Origin of the sequence: Streptococcus sp. 121, assembly GCF_016458205.1 — a bacterium.
Classification (GTDB): domain Bacteria; phylum Bacillota; class Bacilli; order Lactobacillales; family Streptococcaceae; genus Streptococcus.
The window spans coordinates 1-19,304 of record NZ_JAEMED010000041.1; the positions used below are offsets into that span (position 1 = coordinate 1).

9 protein-coding genes and 2 pseudogenes are annotated in these 19,304 nt (G+C 44.3%); 7 read left to right on the top strand and 4 right to left on the bottom strand.

Features of this window, described 5'->3' with window-relative positions; genetic code table 11:
* Positions 1 to 214: pseudogene (locus JEQ21_RS10010) on the bottom strand (ISLre2 family transposase); the annotation flags it as partial.
* A gap of 172 nt (positions 215 to 386) precedes the next feature.
* On the opposite strand from JEQ21_RS10010, the gene JEQ21_RS08045 reads away from it, so the two are divergent.
* From JEQ21_RS08045 to JEQ21_RS08065, 5 genes are all read left to right on the top strand, one after another.
* Complete coding sequence (locus tag JEQ21_RS08045) at positions 387 to 1,754, top strand: FAD-dependent oxidoreductase (protein WP_199364890.1); 1,368 nt, start codon at positions 387 to 389, stop codon at positions 1,752 to 1,754.
* Between the two features lie 131 nt (positions 1,755 to 1,885).
* Positions 1,886 to 7,993 carry a G5 domain-containing protein gene (locus tag JEQ21_RS08050; RefSeq protein WP_199364892.1) on the top strand — a complete coding sequence of 2,036 codons (6,108 nt, stop codon included), beginning with the start codon at positions 1,886 to 1,888 and terminating at the stop codon, positions 7,991 to 7,993.
* 795 nt (positions 7,994 to 8,788) lie between these two features.
* Positions 8,789 to 9,634, top strand: coding sequence for an aquaglyceroporin Gla (gla, locus tag JEQ21_RS08055; protein WP_196967285.1), 846 nt, complete (start codon positions 8,789 to 8,791; stop codon positions 9,632 to 9,634).
* A 97-nt stretch (positions 9,635 to 9,731) separates the two neighbouring features.
* A complete protein-coding gene (locus JEQ21_RS08060) occupies positions 9,732 to 10,466 on the top strand; it encodes a CppA N-terminal domain-containing protein (RefSeq protein ID WP_199364894.1) in 735 nt (244 codons plus the stop codon).
* On the top strand, positions 10,459 to 11,391 hold the full coding sequence (locus tag JEQ21_RS08065; protein ID WP_199364896.1) for a serine hydrolase domain-containing protein: 933 nt from the start codon (positions 10,459 to 10,461) through the stop codon (positions 11,389 to 11,391). The genes JEQ21_RS08060 and JEQ21_RS08065 overlap by 8 nt, the downstream gene beginning before the upstream one ends.
* 484 nt (positions 11,392 to 11,875) lie before the next feature.
* Here JEQ21_RS08065 and pflB read toward each other — a convergent pair whose 3' ends face one another.
* Positions 11,876 to 14,194, bottom strand: a complete 2,319-nt coding sequence (gene pflB, locus JEQ21_RS08070) for a formate C-acetyltransferase (RefSeq protein WP_199364898.1) — start codon at positions 14,192 to 14,194, stop codon at positions 11,876 to 11,878.
* 260 nt (positions 14,195 to 14,454) lie between these two features.
* Between pflB and dinB the strand changes: the two genes are divergently transcribed.
* Complete coding sequence (dinB, locus tag JEQ21_RS08075) at positions 14,455 to 15,585, top strand: DNA polymerase IV (protein WP_199364906.1); 1,131 nt, start codon at positions 14,455 to 14,457, stop codon at positions 15,583 to 15,585.
* Positions 15,586 to 15,671: 86 nt separating this feature from the next.
* Here dinB and recD2 read toward each other — a convergent pair whose 3' ends face one another.
* Together recD2 and lepB are read right to left on the bottom strand one after the other, a co-directional pair.
* Entirely contained in the window at positions 15,672 to 18,071 is a 2,400-nt protein-coding gene (gene recD2 / locus JEQ21_RS08080) for an SF1B family DNA helicase RecD2 (protein WP_199364909.1), read from the bottom strand.
* A 100-nt stretch (positions 18,072 to 18,171) separates the two neighbouring features.
* Positions 18,172 to 18,813 (bottom strand): signal peptidase I, encoded by a 642-nt coding sequence (gene lepB, locus JEQ21_RS08085; protein ID WP_196092037.1) that lies wholly within the window; start codon positions 18,811 to 18,813, stop codon positions 18,172 to 18,174.
* Between the two features lie 277 nt (positions 18,814 to 19,090).
* Between lepB and JEQ21_RS10015 the strand changes: the two are divergent.
* Positions 19,091 to 19,304 (top strand): annotated as a pseudogene (locus tag JEQ21_RS10015) (ISLre2 family transposase); the annotation flags it as partial.

Sequence of the window (19,304 nt, forward strand, 5' to 3'; positions counted from 1 at the left end):
TACCAAACAAAAAGGTTATCTGACGTTCCTCCAAACGATCAATAGACCAACCATCTTCTAAATAGGGCTGAATCAGAAATTTATCCAGCAATTCTAGACAGTGGCTTAGAGAATCTATGAATAACTCTGAAAAAAGCAATGAAAAAACTTCCTCAACTTCGGATAAATTTTGACAGTCCTTTAATTTCTCGAAAATCTCTGATACAATAGTCATAGGTTCTATATCCTTTCGGGTTGATTTTGCACTTCCTCGGATATAGGACTTTTTTATTTTTTTCAATCGGCTACCGAGAATTATTTTACACTAACGTAAATTTTCAAGCTAAATGTTTGTGATTGTTTGAACATTTAGATAGGATAGAGGTAACTCAAGAAAGGAAGAAATGATGTCAAAGAAAAAAGTTATTATTGTTGGGGCCTCTCATGGAGGGCATGAGTCGGCTATCCGTATTTTGGATAAGTACAAAGATGTTGATGTTACGATTTATGAGGCAGGAGATTTTGTCTCTTTCATGTCTTGTGGGATGGAGTTGTTCTTAGAAGGAAAAACGCTAGGTCAGGATTTTGTAAGAAACTTTTCGCCTGAAGAGTTAACGGCTCGTGGAGGCCGCGTTGTAAATAACCATCAAGTGACAGCTATTCAACCAGATGCAAAAACCATCACAGTGACGAACCTTGTAGCAGGGGTTGAAGAGACAGTTGCCTATGACAAATTGATCCTAAGTGTTGGGGTAGAGTCTATTGAACTCAATCTTCCGGGCAAAGATTTGGAAAATGTCTATTTAATGCATGGTTATGATTGGGCTAGTAAAATAAATGCGGCTCAGAATGATGATCAAATTAAGAATGTCGTGGTTATTGGTTCTGGTTACATTGGAGTTGAGGCTACACAAGTCTTTACTAAAGCTGGGAAGTCTGTAACCTTGATTGATATGCTAGAGCGTCCTTTGGGGAACTATCTCAATGCAGAGTCAACAGAAATCTTAGAACAAGCTTTTGTTGATGCGGGGGTTAACCTCCATATGGGAGCCAGTGTCCAAGCCTTTTTGGGTGAGACTAAGGTAGAGGTAGTGAAGACCGATAAGGGTGAAATTGCTGCTGATTTAGTGATTGTGGCTGTAGGTGTATATCCGAATACTGCTTGGTTAAAAGGGACCCTTGACCTGGATGAGCGTGGTTACATTAAGACAGACGCTTACTTGCGGACTAATGTAGCTGATGTCTACGCTGTTGGGGATGCTACCTTGCAGCCATCGATTCCTGCAAATCAATCCCTGCCAATTGCATTGGCGACAACGACGCGTCGTTCTGCTTTTTACTTGGCAAATACTTTGTTTGATCAGAAACCAGCGCGTGCCTATAAAGGGGTTGTAGGGTCTTCAGCCTTAGGTATCTTTGGTTATAAATTTGCGACTTCTGGTTTGAATCAGTATACTGCAGGTCGTTTAGGGTTGGCCTTTGAAACCAGTTTTTATGCGGATCGTGTTCGCCCGGCCTATATCCCTGAGAGTGATAATCCAGAAGTATTTGTCAGCCTGACCTTCCATCCACAGACCCACCAGCTACTTGGAGGTTCTGTTTTATCAACCCAAGATGTAACGGCACAAGGAAATGTCCTTTCCTTGGCTATCGCACAGAAGATGACCTTAGAAGATTTGGCAGAGGCCGATTTCTTCTTCCAACCAGGTTTTGATCGTCAATGGAGTTTGCTAAACCTTGCTGCACAAGATGCTTTGGGGTATAGCCGTTTTTAAAGTTACACCAGTTAGGGAGTCCCCTAGCTGGTTATTTTTTGTCATTTAAAATTACTTTGTACAAATAATTGACAAATCGTTATTTAAAATGGTAAAATTCAAGAGTATGTTATGATATAAAGGAGATTACTATGGATAGACGAGAGGTCAAGCAGCGCTTTTCCATTCGGAAGTATAGATTAGGAGTTGCTTCTGTATTATTGGCAACGGTATTTGCAGGAGGTTTATCGACTGCGAGCCCTGTTTCGGCTGATGAAATTGAAGGGGCTGGAGCAGAAAGCCAAGAAGCTACTGGTCAAGATCATGGGCAGGAATCGATTGCGGAATCCTCAGCCACTTACGGTGGTGAAGCTGTTGTAGAGGCAGTGGAGGAAGAGGCGGCTGTGTTAAATGCTGTACCTACAGAGGTAAGCTCTGACATGTCTGCTGAGTCGAACACGTCTGAGAATGTTGTTGCAACAGCCAATACGCCATTCCGTAGTGCTTCTTTGCGGAATAATGAGACGAAAGAGGTTCAAATTTATAGCCAGTCTCAAAGTTTGCAAATTTCAACCAATGATGCAAGAGATCAAGGGGCTCAAGCTAATAACCTGAAGGGTTATATGTTACTGGATCAGCATACCAATGAGCGCGAGACAGTCCGATGGGAGTTAGACTATATTCCGAATCGGGTTAATGGTCGCCCAACGGATGTTCCGGTAGGAGTGAATTTTACTTCATCCGGAAACATCGACATTATCCCATCCTCCGTTAAATTTAACGGTCAAAGTTTAGAATCCATAGGGAATGGATCCTTTTTCTCATCCTCGGTGAAGGCTAAGATTGGTCAAACGAACCGTCTTGAATTTTTGACCTATGTAGATCGTAAAGACATTGATTTCTCAAATGCTACAATCCGAATCGCAACGGATGTGCGTCCAAATGCAAAAGTCGTTGTAAATGCTCGAGATACACCACTAAAAGCCCCTAATAACCGCAATATTATGTGGGCGACACCTAAGTTTGAGACTGCACGATACCATGAGACGGTACAGGAAATTGAGGGCCCAAAAGATTCGACTGAACTGGTTTCAATTCCGTTTACAACGGTCTATCAGGCTGATGATCAGTTCGAAGCAAAAGCTACTGAAGTGATACAAGACGGAAAAGATGGTCAAAAAAATGTAGTGACCACTTATTCAAAGAATGAGCAAGGCCAATTCGTTCCCTCTCGAACGGAAACCGTTATCGCGGAACCAGTTTCGAAAATTGTTAAGGTAGGGACAAAATCCAAAGTGGAGACACTTGTTCTTCCATTTGAAACCGTTTATCAAGACGATCCAGATATGAAGGTGACCGATCCTGAGGTCGTTTTGACGGAAGGACGTAATGGTCAAAAAACGGTAATCACAACCTACACCCTCGATAGTACAACGGGAGAGGTTCGAGAAAATCCAGCAACAGAGACAGTTGAAGCGGCGATCACTAGGCAGATTAGACGGGGAACAAATCGGGAAGGAACTGAAACTCCCTATGCGACAGAATACCGGGAAAATCAGGATTTAGTAGCTGGTACTCAAAGAGTTATCCAGGAGGGGCAGAATGGAGAAGAGCGGATTGTTCTAGAACCTGTCACTGGTTCTGGTCAAGCTACCTTAACGAGTAAGTCCGATATTAGTACAGAAATTCAGCGAATTCCGCAGGTCATTATGGTCCTTGTGGAGGATATTGAGGGTCTTTACCTTTATAACGGAGTGGAAAGTCTTGCCCCGCTTTGGAACAACCTACAAAATGGTGATAAACTTCTTTTAATCCGAGCAGGCCGTTTGCCAGAAATCTTCGAAACACCTCTAGCTAGTTTTTCTGTGAAGGGCCAAGATGAAACCATTAGGTCGTTAGAATCTGTTGGGGATATTACAGCAGATCAAATTCCTGATAGATATGGCCTAACGAACGAAGAAATTGAAGGGGCGGAACTCCGTTTTGAAACAGATCCGTTTACACTAGATGATCAAGTTCTCAATAACAATCCATCTCTTAAAGCATTGATGAATCGGGTTGGAAGCCGTATTATTTCAATCCGTTCACTTAGTCGTGATGTTTGGACCGAAAAACGCTATCGACAATCAGAAGCGGCATTTGAGAACGCTGGATTCCCGGTAACCTATGATGATGAGGCAGGCTTGTTAGCTGTTGAGACAAAGACAAAGCCGATTACAAAGGTGATCTATAAACCACTTGATATTCAGATTGGAGATGATTCAGGTGAATTACGAATTACAGATGCGACTTTGACGGTGAATGGCCAGTCCCAGAAACTCCCTGTTCAATCTGGAAAAGTTGCGAGTCGCTACCAGCCGGAAAGTGACTCTCCTATCCAAATCACCTATACTTTTGAAGGGACAGCAACTAGAACTCGGACGATTACAACCACAGTAACAGCAGACAATCAGTTGGTTGACCGTAAAGAACAGGAGATCCCTGCTGCTGTAAAAACTGACATAAGGCCTGCTGTAACTAAGATTGTTGAAGTTGGGACCAAAGCCAAGATTGAAGTAAGTCCCCTTGCATTTGAAACAATCTACCAAGAAGATCCGAATATGAAGGCAGATGATCCTGAAGTTGTTGTGACGGAAGGACAAGACGGTCGGAAGACTGTAACCACAACTTATAGCTTGAATCCCCAAACCGGTGAAGTGACAGCAAATGAACCTACTGAGGAGCTTGTGGCAGCAGTGAATCGTGTGATTCGTCGAGGAGTTGGTCAGGAGACAAAGATTCCATTTGATACAGTTTATGTACCGAATGAACAACTAGATGCTGGTCGACAAGTCGTTGAAGTTGAGGGAGTTGAAGGAGTTCGTCAACCAAACGGGGCAATTTCACAAGAACCAGTGACTCAAAGAATCCAAGTGGGAACGAAACCAAAAGTAGAGGAGAGGACGTTGGATTATAACGTTTCTTACCGTGCTAGTGATGAACGTCCACTTGGTTGGGAATCTGTTTACAATGCAGGTGTGAAAGGGCTTGAAAGAACTACCACATCCTATATTCTTGATCCAAGTACAGGTGTTGTAACAGCGGGTGAACCAACAACAGAGCTTGTGCGTCGTGTCATTGATCGTGTCTACACTATCGGTACAATGCCTAAGATTGAAGTTTTAGAGATGGCATTTCAAACGGAATACATCGACGATTCAGCGATGAAGGCAGATGATCCTGAAGTTGTGGTGATAGAAGGTCAAAACGGGCAAAAAACGATTACGACAACTTATACTTTGAACGAGACTACTGGTGAGGTGACACCAAATAGCCCAACTGAAGAACTGATAGCAGCAGTGAATCGTGTCATCCGTCGAGGTGTTGGTCAGAATAGTAAAATCCCGTTTGAAACGCTTTATCTTGCAAGTATGGAACTTGCTGCTGGTGAGCAACAGGTGCTAACTCCAGGCGTTGAGGGAACTCGTCATCCAAACGGCAGTGTTACTCAAGCTGCAGTCAACCAAGTGATTCAAGTCGGGGTCAAGCCCTTGATTGAAGAAACAGTTTTGATTTTTGAGACAGTCTATCAAGACGATGCTACGATGAAAACGAGCGATCCCGAAGTAGTTGTTGTTGAAGGTCAAGATGGGTTGAAGACGATAACAACGACTTATAGTTTGGATAGTCAAACGGGTCAAGTGACTGCGAATGCGCCAACTGAAGTATTGGTAGCACCAATAAACCGTGTTATTAAACGAGGTGTTGGACAAGATACAAGTCTTCCATTTGATACGGTCTACATTGCAACAACAGCCTTGGATGCAGGTGTGCAACAAGTCCTAACCCCAGGTGTAGAAGGAATTCGTCATCCCAATGGTAGCATTACCAAAGAAGCGGTTGCTCAAATCGTTCAAGTTGGTGTGAAACCAGTAGTGGTGATTGAAAGCCTAGCCTTCCAGACAGTTTATCAAGACGATGCTTCAATGAAGGCAACTGATCCAGAGGTCTTAGTGCAAGCTGGTCAAGCTGGACAACGTGTAACGACCACTACTTATGTCATGGACGAAAAGACAGGTCTCGTTAGTCCACAGGCTCCAGTTGTTCAAGAGACAGCGGCAGTTGATCGGATTATCAAACGTGGTGTCGGTCAGGAAACTGAAATTCCATTTACCACTGTTTACTTAGCAACCAACACTCTTGGAGCTGGTCAGAAAGTTGTGGTTATTGCTGGTCAAAATGGTCTACGTCATCCAAATGGCAGCATCACCAAAGAAGCAGTCGCAGAGCTTGTACAAGTTGGTGTGAAACCTCTTGTAATGACGGAAAACCTTCCGTTCCAAACAATCTACCAAGATGATACTAGTATGAAAGCTAGTGACCCAGAAGTCTTGGTCCAGGCTGGTCAAGCTGGACAACGTGTGACAACCACCCATTATGTCATGGACGAGAAGACAGGTCTCGTTAGTCCACAGGCTCCAGTTGTTCAAGAAACAGCGGCAGTTGACCGGATTCTCAAACGTGGAGTTGGTCAAGAAACGGAGATTCTATTTACCACCGTTTACCTGGCGACTACAGAACTGGTAGCTGGACAACAACAAGTCTTGGTAGCTGGTCAAAATGGTCTACGTCATCCAAATGGCAGCGTTAGTCGTGAAATGGTACCAGCCATGATTCAAGTTGGTATTAAGCCAGTTGTTGTTACAGAAGAATTGTCTTACCAAACTCGCTATCAAGAAGATTCAAACATGTTGGTAAGTGATCCAGAAGTTGTAGTTCAAGCGGGCCAAACCGGTCAACGCATTCGCACAACCAATTACAGCTTAGATCAAGCGACTGGCCAAGTGACAGCCTTGACCCCAATCCTTGTCGAAACGGCAGCTGTTGATCAGATCATCAAGCGTGGTGCTGGTCAAAATACAGAACTTCCATTTGCAACACACTATGTTGCTGATGCAACGCTTGCTGCTGGTGAAAAAGATGTGCGTATTCAAGGTCAAACTGGAATTCGTCATCCAAATGGCAGCATTACCAAGGAAGTCGTAGCTCAAGTTGTAGCTGTCGGAACTCGTCCAAGTCAGCGGACAGAGACAGTTGCCTTTGCGACTCGTTATCTAGAAGCCAAAGAAATGGCAGCCAATAGCCGTCGAACTTTGGTTGAAGGCCAAACCGGTCAGAAGACCTTTACCGTCACTTATGTCTTGAATGAAGCCAATGGCCAGGTAACAGCTCAACCTGAGACCGAAGCTCTTACCACTCAGCCTGTTACGGAAGTCATTGAAGTGGGAACCAAATCAACGATGCGAACTGTTGATCTTGAGTTTTCAACTGTTTATAAAGAAGATAAAGAAATGACAGCCGGTCAACAAGTTGTAGATCAAGAAGGACAAAAAGGCTTGGACATCTATACGACAACTTATGTCTTGAATGTTGAAACCGGTCAAGTGACAGCCCAACCAGAAGTCGTTGAGCGCACCAGCAACCCAGTTGCACGTGTCGTTCGAGTGGGTATGAAACCACTTGTGGTTGAGACAGAGCTAGGCTTTGAGACTGTTTATCAAGATGATCCGATGATGTTGCCGACAGACAAGGAAGTCGTGCTGGTTGAGGGGCAAGTTGGTAAAGAAACACGTACCACTAACTATGTTCTAGACATTCAAACCGGTCAAGTGACAGCGCAAGAACCGATTGTGGAGCGTCAAGAAGCTGTGAATCGCCTTGTGAAACGAGGAGTAGGACAAACGAGTCCAATTGCCTTTAAGGTTATCTATAAGGGGGATGTGACCTTGACGGCTGGCCAGCGAGTGGTTGATCAAGAAGGCCAAGAGGGACTTCGCCATCCAAATGGTAGCGTCCTTAAGGAAGCCTTTGATCAAATTATTCGTGTTGGTCTTAAGCCAGTTGAGAGAGTGGAAGAGCTTCCATTTGAAGAAGAAGTGATCGAAGATCCAAATCTTCCACTGGGTCAAATCTGTGTTGAAGTTGAAGGTCAAGCTGGTAAACGGATTACCCGTATTACTTACAGCCTCAACCCTGAAACAGGTGAAGTAACAGCTCATGAGAGTGTTGAAACTCTTGCACCTGTAAAACGTATTGTTCGTAAAGGAACCAAAGTAGAAGAAGTTTGCCCACCAGCTGAAGTTGAAGTCTCAACCCCAGCTCCTGAAGCAAAAGTTCTTCCAAACACGGGTACAGCAGACTCTGCAGCCCTTCTTGTGGCAGGTGGTCTTGCCGGTCTTGCAGGCTTAGGTTTAGCCGCTAAAAAACGGGAAGAAGACTAAGGTTTTCTGAAATAGAATCAAAAGGTCGTAACAGGATGTTGCGGCCTTTTGTTGTTAGGGTTTTCGAGAATGACTGGCTTGAGACTGAAACGAAAAGAGAGAGTGAGACAGAACGATTTTCACAAATAAAATCATTCGTTACAAGTCTTTGTTTCAAGTTGTAAGCTGAAACGGTTTCTCCCCAAACCGACCTCGCTCTTTTATAGTCTTTTAGTTTACTTTTAGTACAAGGCAGCGAGTCGTAGACAGTACTGAAGTACGGCAAGACGAGCTAACACAGTAATAAAAGATAAACTAAAAGACTATATTGTTAGGCTTGGGTTCAAACAGTCTCTTCCCAGACTGTTTTCGCTTTCCATATTTAGGGCTCAAGTACTAACAGTCTCTTCCCAGACTGTTAGTACCCACCCCCGGTCTAAAGGCATGTTGAATGCCTTTAGAGTTTCTAAATGAAATGAACGAAGTTCATGTCAATGTTGATTCGGTTACTCTCGGAGGTCAAAGAGTCAGGAATTGACTCTTTGAGTTTCTGGACAAGAGAACAGAAAATGTTCTCTCAATAAAAGCGAACAATTGTTATTTGCTTCGCTCTCCTATCTGCTACCTCAAACAGCCTTTTAGCTGTTTGACCGAATCAACCACTGCGTCAAAGTGAATTCACTAACTAAAGTAGGAAGGTTGAGACTTTTGTTCCAACCTCTTTCATATTTCCCTTCTTTCAGAATAGCTTTACATTTGGGATTAGTCTTGTTATAATCATCAAGTATGAAAAAATGAAAAAGGAGATACAGTACAATGGATGTAACTTGGGGTGTTAAGTACCTTACTGAGTTTATTGCGACAGCCTTCCTACTTGTCTTGGGAAATGGTGCCGTTGCAAACGTAGATTTGAAAGGAACCAAGGGAAATAACTCTGGTTGGGTTGTGATTGCTTTGGGATATGGTTTAGGCGTTATGATGCCAGCTATGATGTTTGGTAATGTTTCTGGAAACCATATCAATCCTGCCTTCACACTTGGACTTGCAGTCAGCGGTTTGTTCCCATGGGTACACGTTGCACCTTATATTTTGGCACAATTACTTGGAGCTATGTTCGGACAATTGCTGGTGGTTGCCGCTTACAACCCTTACTTCAAGAAAACAACGAATCCAAATGCTGTACTAGGTTCCTTCTCAACCATCTCAGCCTTGGATAATGGTAGCAAAGAATCTCGTTCAGCTTCTATCTTTAACGGTTTTGTGAACGAGTTTATCGGTTCCTTCGTGCTCTTCTTTGGAGCTATGGCCTTGACGCGTAATTTCTTTGGAGCTGAGTTGGTCGGTCGTTTGGTTGACAATGGTTTTGACCAAACAATGGCGGAAACAGCAGCTGCACCTTACACAGCTGGTAGCTTGGCAGTAGCCCATATTGCCATTGGTTTCCTTGTTATGGCCTTGGTTGCTGGCCTTGGTGGTCCTACTGGTCCTGCTCTTAACCCAGCTCGTGACCTGGGTCCTCGTCTCCTTCACTTCCTCTTGCCAAACAGCGTGCTTGGTGAAGCCAAAGGAGATTCTAAATGGTGGTATGCCTGGGTGCCAGTTGTAGCCCCTATCTTGGCTTCAATTCTTGCCGTTGCCATCTTCCAAATGATTTACCGTTAATTTGTGAAAAGCCTGTTTATCAGGCTTTTTCTTATATAATTACTTGTCTTTTTTTTATTTTTTTTTTACAATAACAAGAGTTATGGTGGAGGAAATGATGAGTAAAGATAGGTTAGTACCCGTACTAAAAACAAATAATCGTCGCTTAAATTTAGAATTTTATGTTGAGAAAATTGGTTTTACCGTCTTGCTGGAAGATGCAGGTTTGGCTTCTTTGGGAGATGCGCAGAAAAGAGTCTGTTTGGAGATGGAAGAGCTTCCTTCTAATAGAGCTCTGCAACCTAGAGGGAAGAAGAAATTGGATTTATTAGTTTTCCGCGTACAGGATCCCAAGGCCGTGGAAGCAGGTTTGGCTCGTGGTTTGAAATTCGATGAACTGTATCAAGGATCAAAAGGCTGGGCTTATTTGGCGACTTCTCCGGAAGGGGATCGCATTTTGGTGCATGCAGAGGCTTCCCTAGCAGACTTGAAGGTCGTCGAGCAGTCAGACTATCCTGAATCATTTCAAGTGGGACCAACAAAATTGGATCACGTGGAGTTGGAAGAATTGCGCCTGAATGTTTTGAACAAAGAGAAGTCTGAGGTCTTCTACCAACGTCTCAGTTGGCCTACTACTCTGGTCTTTACTGAGGCTGAGAGTGACTATTTGACAGCTGCTGCAGGTCAGACTTGGGATTTGTATCAGTTCCGTCTCTCGCAAGCGGATTGGAATTTAGATGCCCTGAAGCAGATTTTCTCAGATCAGGAGTTTTTTGTACCCAAGCGAGAGAATTTCTTCTTGACCCAAGACCCTGCTAATCAAATAGAATTATGGATGGAGTCCCATGGTTAAAGCCTTAGTCGCAAAGATTCAAGAGCACCTCGCCCAAGAAGTTTATCCTGGTGCAAGTCTAGCCCTTTATCGAGATGGGAACTGGCAAGAATACTACTTTGGCTGGGCTGACCCGGATCAGAATTTGCCAAGCCAACCCGGTTTGGTCTATGATCTAGCCAGTGTCAGCAAGGTTGTGGTAACTGGAAGTCTCATTTTACAGGGAGTGAAATCCGGAGCACTGAGTTTAGAGGAATCTATCCAGAGTCGTCTTCCCCAGTTTGACCATCCACATGTACGAGTGGTCGATCTCCTGACCCACACCTCGGGCCTAGATCCCTTTATTCCCAATCGCGACAACCTCAACAGAGAGGAATTGCGCCAAGCCATGCTCCATTTGCAGCTACGACCTGAAGCCAATTACCTTTATTCCGATGTGAACTATATTCTTTTGGGGTTCTTTTTGGAAGCTCTTTATGGTAAAAGCTTGGAGGAGCTAGTTGTGGAGCAGGTTTTAAATCCTCTCCAATTGCTTTCCACCGGTTACGGGCCTTGGCCAGGTGCTGTCCCCACTCTCAAAGGGAATCACACTGGTCAAGTTCATGATCCAAAGGCCCAAGTACTGGGCCCCCACACAGGTAGTGCGGGACTCTTTTCCAATCTAGAAGATTTAGAAACCTATGTACTCAGTCAACTAGACGATGAAAGTTCCTATCTAGATAGCATTCATGGTTCCGACTCGGCTAACCCTCGAAGTATGGCTTGGCGCAGAGAAGGTGACTGGTTAGACCACACAGGCTATACTGGCACTTTCATACTCCTCAATCGTAAGACAAAAGAAGCAGCTATTTTTCTATCCAACCGAACCTACTGGAAAGATGAGAGGGCCCAGTGGATCCAAGATCGAAATGAACTCATGGACTTGATTCGACAAAGAACATGTTAAACTAGACGAAGTAAGCGGCCGATGGTCGCTTTTTTGTCAGTTTCATCTTTTTTGAAAATCCTCCACAGGGGTGGTGAAGGATCTTTATACGTAGCTGATTTCAAAATCAGAATACACGCGGAATTTCAAAAAAATGACGAGGAAAGCCGCTGTTGAATAGTAAGTTTAAGGAGCTTAGGACAACGTCATACTCGTTACATTTCAAAATCTGAATATGTGAATCCTCTTCGCCGAACCCCTTTGATTGCGTGCCTTGCACGCTTTAGCGATAATATTCAACAGGTCTCCCAGACCTGTTGAACTATCTTCATCGGATTGATTGCAAGCGATGCTTGCTTCATTACCTATAAATTTTAATCCAATTCCTGGATTAAAATTTATTTCAGATTTCGAACTATTTCGAGTATCAGTTTGAAATCCAATGAGTATGAAATGAAGAGAATAAAAAACCAGGCTGGTTAACCAGCCTGGAAAGGGGGATTGATTAAGCCAAGGCGTCGTCCATTGAAAGAACTTCGTGGAAGACACGTTGTGTCAATTCAGTTTTTTGTTCAGGAGTGAGGTACTTGGTGTTGACACAGTAACCTGAAATCCGGACGATGACATCTTCACCAGACATGATCTTGTCATAGACATCTGAAAGGTCCATAACGTTCAAGTTAACGTGTTGGCCACCGTTTTCGAAGTAGGCATCAAGGATGGTTACCAAGTTGTCTACTTGCTCATCACGGGTTTTACCAAGGGCACGTGGAGATACCTGAGTTGTGAGGGAAATTCCGTCATTTGCGTGTGCAAAATCAAGTTTTGCCAAGGAGTTCAAGTTTTGGAGCCAGCCACCTTTAGATTTAGGCGATGGGTTGGCTCCTGGTGAGAAGAACTCAAGTTCGCTTGTATTGACGGTACCATCTTCGTTGAGGAAAACTCCGCGGTGAACTGGGGAGTGACCAGTTTGTTTAGAGTAAGCAACGTTAGAAGTGATGGTCAACAAGGATACGGTTGCTTCCGCGTTTTTGTAAAGTTTATGGCTTGCAAGGCGGCTGTGGAAGGCTTCTAAGAGCCATTCTGCGATAGCATCTACACGGTCATCATCTTCCCCGTAACGTGGGTAGTCCCCAATTGTTTCGTAGTCGTAGATATAGCCATCTTCGTCACGAATTGGTTTAACGGTTGCGTACTTAATCGCAGATAGAGAGTCAACTGTATTGGCAAAGCCACAGATACCGAATCCCATGTTTGCCCCTTGATGGGTTGGGAGGAAGGCCATTTGGGCTGCTTCGTAGTTGTATTTATCAGTCATGTAGTGGATAATATTAAGAGCATCCACATAAGTATCTGTGAGCCAGTCAAGCGACTCTTCGAAGTTTGCTTTAACCTTGTCAAAGTCAAGAATCTCATCACGGATTGGTTCGATGTCGAAGACCTTGTAGTCTTTGTGAACATCATCAAATCCACCGTTTAGACCAGTGAGGAGAGCTTTCAAGACATTAACCCGGGCACCGAAGTATTGGATGTTGTGGCTTTGGTTTTCGTTTTCAGGATCCAAAGGAGACACACAACATGAGATACAGCTCATTTCGCCGTAACCTTCTTTCGCCATTGTGGTAACCCCTTCGTACTGGATAGATGAGTGTTTATGACTCATATCCATACAGTAGCGACGGAAAGCATATGGTAATTGGTCTGTCCAAAGAACGGTCAAGTTTGGTTCTGGTGAGTTACCGATGTTATCCAAAGTGTTCAAGAAACGGTAGTCCATTTTGGTTACACGATGGCGTCCATCTGTCCCCATACCAGCCATAGAGGTAGTGATGAAGGTTGGGTCTCCAGAGTACAGTTGATCGTAAGCTTTTGTACGAGCAAATTTAACGGTACGGAGTTTCAAAACAAAGTCATCCACGAATTCTTGGATTTCTGATTCAGTGTAAGTGCCACGCGCCAAGTCCCGTTCTGCATAAATATCCAAAACGATTGGAACACGTCCAAGGGAAGTAGCGGCACCGTTAATGACACGAGCTGCTGCCATGAAGGCAATGTTAGTCCATTGGATAGCTTCTTTGGTGTCCATGGCTGGGCGACGAACATCTACACCATACAGATCACCAAGAGCAACAACGTCTTTAAGAGCCTGGTACTGAAGATTGACTTCTTCACGAAGACGGATAGTGTCTTCGTCGATTTCTGTCAAGGCGTTCCAGTCATCGACTTTCTCAGCCATGAGGAAGTCTGCACCATAAAGTGCTAGACGGGCATAAACCCCGATAATCCGTCCACGAGAGTAAGCATCTGGCAAACCAGTTACGGTATGGGCGTGACGAGCCCGACGAATATTTGTGGTATAGGCACGGAAGATACCATCGTTAACGGTAGTCGCATACTTGGTGAAGATTTCATGCAAGTGTGGGTCTGGCTCATAGCCATTTTCACGAAGGGTAGTTTCCGCCATACGGATTCCTCCCTTTGGCATGAAGCTTAGGCGGAACAATTCAGAGTTTTGCAGACCAAAGATAAGCTCATTGTCCTTGTCAATGTAGCCAGCAGGGATGTCTGCGATAGAAGCAACACGGTCAGTGTCCATTGGGAAACGAGTTGCTTCGTAGCCAGCCTTAGTCTCTTCAATAATCTTCTTGATGTGAAGGGAACGCTCGGTTGGACCTGCTAAGAAACTCTCATCGCCATCGTATGGAGTGTAGTTTGCCTGTACGAAGCGAGACACGCTGACCTTTTCTTTCCAGTCAGTCCCTTTAAAGCCTTCCCAGGCTTTGTCAAAAATGTCTTGAGTTTCTACAGTTGTTTTAACGACCATATGGTATACCTCATCATCTTTCTAGTCATAGACACTCTCCAAAAAAAGCAATCTATGGAATCTCTCTTGCCTAGTGAACCGTCAGAGTCTAGATTGATTTTTTTATGAGAACTGTTATAATTACACTTTGATTATAACACAAAGTAATCGTTTTCAACAACGAAAATGCGAATTGTAAGGGGTTTCTGATATAGTACAGTTTTTGAAAAAATAAAAAGTGTACTATATCTGTCCTATTGTAGAGAGGAGGTGAAAAGACTGTGCTCATTTTCCCGTTATTAGATGATCAGTCCCGTAAAATTATTCATATAGACATGGACGCTTTTTTCGCAGCGGTTGAGGAAAGGGATAATCCTGCGTTACGGGGAAAACCTGTCGTGATTGCGCGAGATCCTCGGGTAACCGGTGGTAGGGGAGTTGTCTCGACAGCTAATTATGAGGCTAGACGTTTTGGCATTCACTCTGCCATGAGTGCCAAGGAAGCCTATGAACGTTGTCCCCAAGCAATCTTCATCCAAGGAGATTATGCCAAATACAAGGCTATTGGACTAGAAGTCCGGGAAATTTTTCGGCGCTACACGGACCTCATCGAGCCTATGAGTATTGATGAGGCCTATCTAGATGTAACCGAGAATAAAATTGGCAGCCAATCTGCGGTAAAGGTGGCTCGTCTTATTCAAGAGGATATTTGGAGGGAGCTGCAACTAACTTGCTCGGCAGGGATCTCCTATAATAAATTTCTGGCTAAGTTAGCGAGTGACTTTCAAAAACCACGAGGGCTAACGGTCATCAAACCTGGGGAGGCCCTGGACTTTCTGGCTCCTTTACCTATTGAAAAATTTCACGGTGTTGGGAAAAAAAGTGCTGAACGCCTGCGTCAAATGGGTGTGGAAACGGGAGCTGATCTTTTGGAAGTATCTGAAATTGAGCTCATTGACCGCTTCGGACGATTTGGCTACGATCTCTATCGCCGTGCTCGTGGCATCCATAATGCTCCTGTCAAACCCAATCGTATTCGCAAATCTTTTGGTAAGGAGAAGACCTACGGTAAGTTCCTACGCCAGGAAGCAGATGTCCGTAAGGAGCTCCAAGGTTTAGCGCAACAGCTAGCAACCAATCTGGAGCGGGAAGATGTGCAGGGGAAGACAGTGGTACTCAAGATTCGATGGGAAGATTTTCAAACCTTGACCAAGCGCGTTTCCCTAGACAGATCAGTTTTTCAAGAAGCTGATTTACTGGAACAAGCCCTGGCCCTGTATGAAAGCATCGAAGAGAAAGATAAGGCCATCCGTCTCCTTGGAATCACCCTTACAAACCTAGGTAAGGAGCGAGAAGAAGACCTATTGGACAACCCTGAAGAAAAAGAAACCGCCGATCATGAAGCCCTCTAAAGGGTGGAGTTATCAGCGGTTTCTTCTTGAATGTTGCAAAAGAGTGGATAGCTATTTCATACTTAACGAATTTCAAAATCAGTTTGTTATGTTTCAGTTCGTTCGAATATTGGCCGAAAGAACTCTGTCAGGTCAGCTTCGGTCAGGCCAATCATGGGATCAATCTGGTCCCAATTCTCATTGGTTAGGATTGAGGCTTCCAAAGTTATGGATACTTCTTCCACAGTTTCAACAGAGTTTTCCACAGTGCTGTGGATATCTTGTGGATAAACTGTGGAAAACCTTTGTGAAAGATAGGTCTGGCGTTGGGTTCCGAGGTTTTCCACAGAATAGGCGTAGGCTGTGGACTGGCCGAGGAGGATGAGTTTACTTTTAGCACGGGTAATGGCTGTATAGAGAAGGTTGCGTTGAAGCATACGGCGATTGGCCATTGTCAAGGGAAGGATGACGACAGGGAATTCACTTCCCTGGGACTTGTGGATACTCATGGCATAGGCTAGTCGAATTTTGTACCATTCTTTGCGGGGGTAGGTGACTTCACTCCCATCAAAGTCCATCCGGATTTCATCTTGGTCGGAATCACTATAAGCCGCAGGGATGAGTTCTGTAATGGTGCCTAAATCTCCGTTGAAGACATTCGCTTCGGCATCGTTGACGAGGTGGATCACTTTATCCCCAAGCCGATATTGGCCTTCAGGCCCATCGAATGCTTGTTGCTTATTCTTTAAAGGATTGAGAAGGTTTTGCATGAGTTGGTTGATAGCATCAATCCCAGCATGTCCTCGGTACATAGGAGCTAAGACCTGAATATCTTTTGCGGCTATCCCGCTCCGCAAGGCGGCATTAACGATGCGCTCAATTAATTGAGGGATATGTTCGGGCCCAGTTTCAAAATAGGAGCGATCTGCTTTTTTTTCTTGAAAATCATGGGGAAGTCGACCGTGTTTGATGTCATTGGCCAAGTGAACAATAGTGGACTCGGCATCCTGACGGTAGATTTTTTCTAACTGAATTTTGGGAATTGCCTCGACTTCCTGTAGGTCCGCCAAAACTTGACCAGGACTGACAGATGGAAGTTGGTCGGCATCGCCAACCAACAAGATTTTGGTATGATTGGCTAGATTTTGAAAGAGCTGATGGGCCAGCCAAGTGTCGACCATAGAAAACTCATCGACGATCAAGAAGTCGGTATCTAAAGCTTCATCCCGAGTGCTGACTTCTTCATCTGCCACCATGCCTAAATGACGGTGGATGGTCGCTGAGGGCAGTCCGGTTAGTTCGTTCATTCGTCGAGCTGCCCGGCCTGTTGGTGCGGCCAGCATAATGGGTAAATCTTTGGCCTTCAGGTCAATCTTGTGTAATTTGGCGTAGACTGCAATAATACCGTTCAAAACCGTGGTTTTTCCTGTCCCGGGTCCTCCGCTAAGAATAAAGATGGGTTGTTGAATGGCCTGGAGAATGGCTTCTTTCTGAACAGGGTCATAGGTGATGGCCAATTCTTCCTCTATTTGCGTGATCAGCTCTTGAATAGTGGCTGCATCTGTTTTTTTATCAGTATTTTGGTCCCGGGCTTCTAGCAGGCGAAGAAGGTGATTGGCAATTCCTTCTTCCGCAAAGAAGAGACTATTGCTGAAGATTTTGGTATCCACATGTTGGATTTTATCCTCTTCCAGCAGGTGGGTTAATTCTGTTGCAATAACCTGTGGATTAATGGATTCCTGCCGTGCTTCTTCGAGGAGGACCAGAGTTTTTTCCAATAGTGGTGCTGCCTCTAGATAGGTATCCCCAGATTCTAAGCTGTGTTGGAAGAGGCTGTGGATAATTCCTGCTCGAAAGCGTTCTGGCGAGTTGGTCTCGATTCCTAAGCGTTCAGCAACTTGGTCAGCAATGACAAAGCCGACCCCCCGTATATCTTCAACCATTTGGTAAGGGTTGTCTTTGATGACGGTGAGGGTACTCTCTTGGTAGGTGTCGTAGATTTCCACCGCCAAGCGATTAGGGATCCCTAAGTCTGCTAGCTTGGCCAGCGCTTGTTCCAGACCGTAATTGACTTTAAGCGTTTGAACGAGAGCGAGGCGATTGGCTTTGGATAAGCCCTTAATCCCTTCCAGTTTTTCAGGATGGTTGAGTATTTCATCGATGGGATTTTCAGAGGAGTAGATTTCTAGAATCCGCTTGGCCGTTTGTTGGCCAACTCCTTTAAATTGAGGACCAGAAAAAAACTTGACCAAACCTTGAGGACTAGGTTTTTCACGTTCGTATCGGCTGGTATTGACCTGCTCGCCGTAGCGAGGGTGTTGGACCAATTGCCCATAGAAGCGATAAGAACTCCCCTCTACAATAGTCGCAAAGGTACCGGTGATAATGACTTCGGTTGCAGAATAGTCAGAATCCGTTTCATCCAGATCTACCAAAAGGATTTTAAAGTAGTTGTTTTGGTTTTCAAAAATAATTCGCTCCACACGACCAGAGAAATAATGTTCCATCAGAATCCCTTTCTAAATGAAATAAGGAGATTGAGACTATATGGGTCCCAACCTCCTTAGAAGTACATGTTTATCTCCTTCCTAAAGTAAGGAGGAAGTTTTACTCGTGGAGAAGTTTAAAGCTGTTAAAAGGCCAAAAGCGTAGGACTACTTCACCTTTGATTTGGTCTGCTTTAAAGGTGCCGACGTCGCGACTGTCTTTGGAGACAATCCGATCATCCCCTAGGAGGTAATACTCTCCTTCTGGGACGGTTACGCTAAAGTCTGTCTGGCCATCCCGGTTCACGGTAAAGGCAGGAGAGGCTTGGGCCAGTGATTGGAAGTACTTACTATAGGAGTAAGTGTTTTGAAGCTTGTCAGCCTGGAAGGCAGCCTTGTAATCGGCTAAATAGGTTTCTTCAACTTCCTCACCGTTTACATAAAGGGTGTCCTGCTTAAATTCGATTTGATCGCCGGGCATCCCGATGACCCGCTTCACAATTTTCTTTTCTTTGCCATTGTCATCAGTCTCTGTTGCAACCACGATATCATAGCGGTCAATTTGATTCTGGTTGAAAACAATCAGATGTTGGCCTTCAGCTAGAGTTGGATCCATGGAGTGTCCTTCGACCCGGACCGCTTCCCAGAAAATAAGGCGGGAGACGAGGATTCCACCAATTAAGAGGAAAAAGACGAGGGTATCGATCAGTTGCCGTAATCGGCTGTTTTTTTGCTTTTTGTTCTTTTCAGCTCTACTTGCCATAGTCATCCTTTCTTGCGTAAGCCTTGTCAACCATGATCTGACAAGACGCCATTCTTCGTACCTAGGTAGGCAACACCTATTGTACCATATTTATCATATATTCCGCGAGAAGAACCAAAGTCCTTTTTATTTGAAAAAACAGAAGACTTTCTGATTGGCAACAGCAGGAGCTCGAGGCTTCCGTTAGTGTAAAATAATTCTCGGTAGCCGATTGAAAAAAATAAAAAAGTCCTATATCCTAGGAAGTGCAAAATCAACCCGAAAGGATATAGAACCTATGACTATTGTATCAGAGATTTTCGAGAAATTAAAGGACTGTCAAAATTTATCCGAAGTTGAGGAAGTTTTTTCATTGCTTTTTTCTGAGTTATTCATAGATTCTCTAAGCCACTGTCTAGAATTGCTGGATAAATTTCTGATTCAGCCCTATTTAGAAGATGGTTGGTCTATTGATCGTTTGGAGGAACGTCAGATAACCTTTTTGTTTGGTA

Excerpts from the sequence above, each read along its gene's own strand:
- JEQ21_RS08045 (WP_199364890.1), top strand. The coding sequence starts at position 387 with ATGTCAAAGAAAAAAGTTATTATTGTTGGGGCCTCTCATGGAGGGCAT.
- JEQ21_RS08050 (WP_199364892.1), top strand. The coding sequence starts at position 1,886 with ATGGATAGACGAGAGGTCAAGCAGCGCTTTTCCATTCGGAAGTATAGA.
- gla (WP_196967285.1), top strand. The coding sequence starts at position 8,789 with ATGGATGTAACTTGGGGTGTTAAGTACCTTACTGAGTTTATTGCGACA.
- JEQ21_RS08060 (WP_199364894.1), top strand. The coding sequence starts at position 9,732 with ATGAGTAAAGATAGGTTAGTACCCGTACTAAAAACAAATAATCGTCGC.
- JEQ21_RS08065 (WP_199364896.1), top strand. The coding sequence starts at position 10,459 with ATGGTTAAAGCCTTAGTCGCAAAGATTCAAGAGCACCTCGCCCAAGAA.
- pflB (WP_199364898.1), bottom strand. The coding sequence starts at position 14,194 with ATGGTCGTTAAAACAACTGTAGAAACTCAAGACATTTTTGACAAAGCC.
- recD2 (WP_199364909.1), bottom strand. The coding sequence starts at position 18,071 with ATGGAACATTATTTCTCTGGTCGTGTGGAGCGAATTATTTTTGAAAAC.
- lepB (WP_196092037.1), bottom strand. The coding sequence starts at position 18,813 with ATGGCAAGTAGAGCTGAAAAGAACAAAAAGCAAAAAAACAGCCGATTA.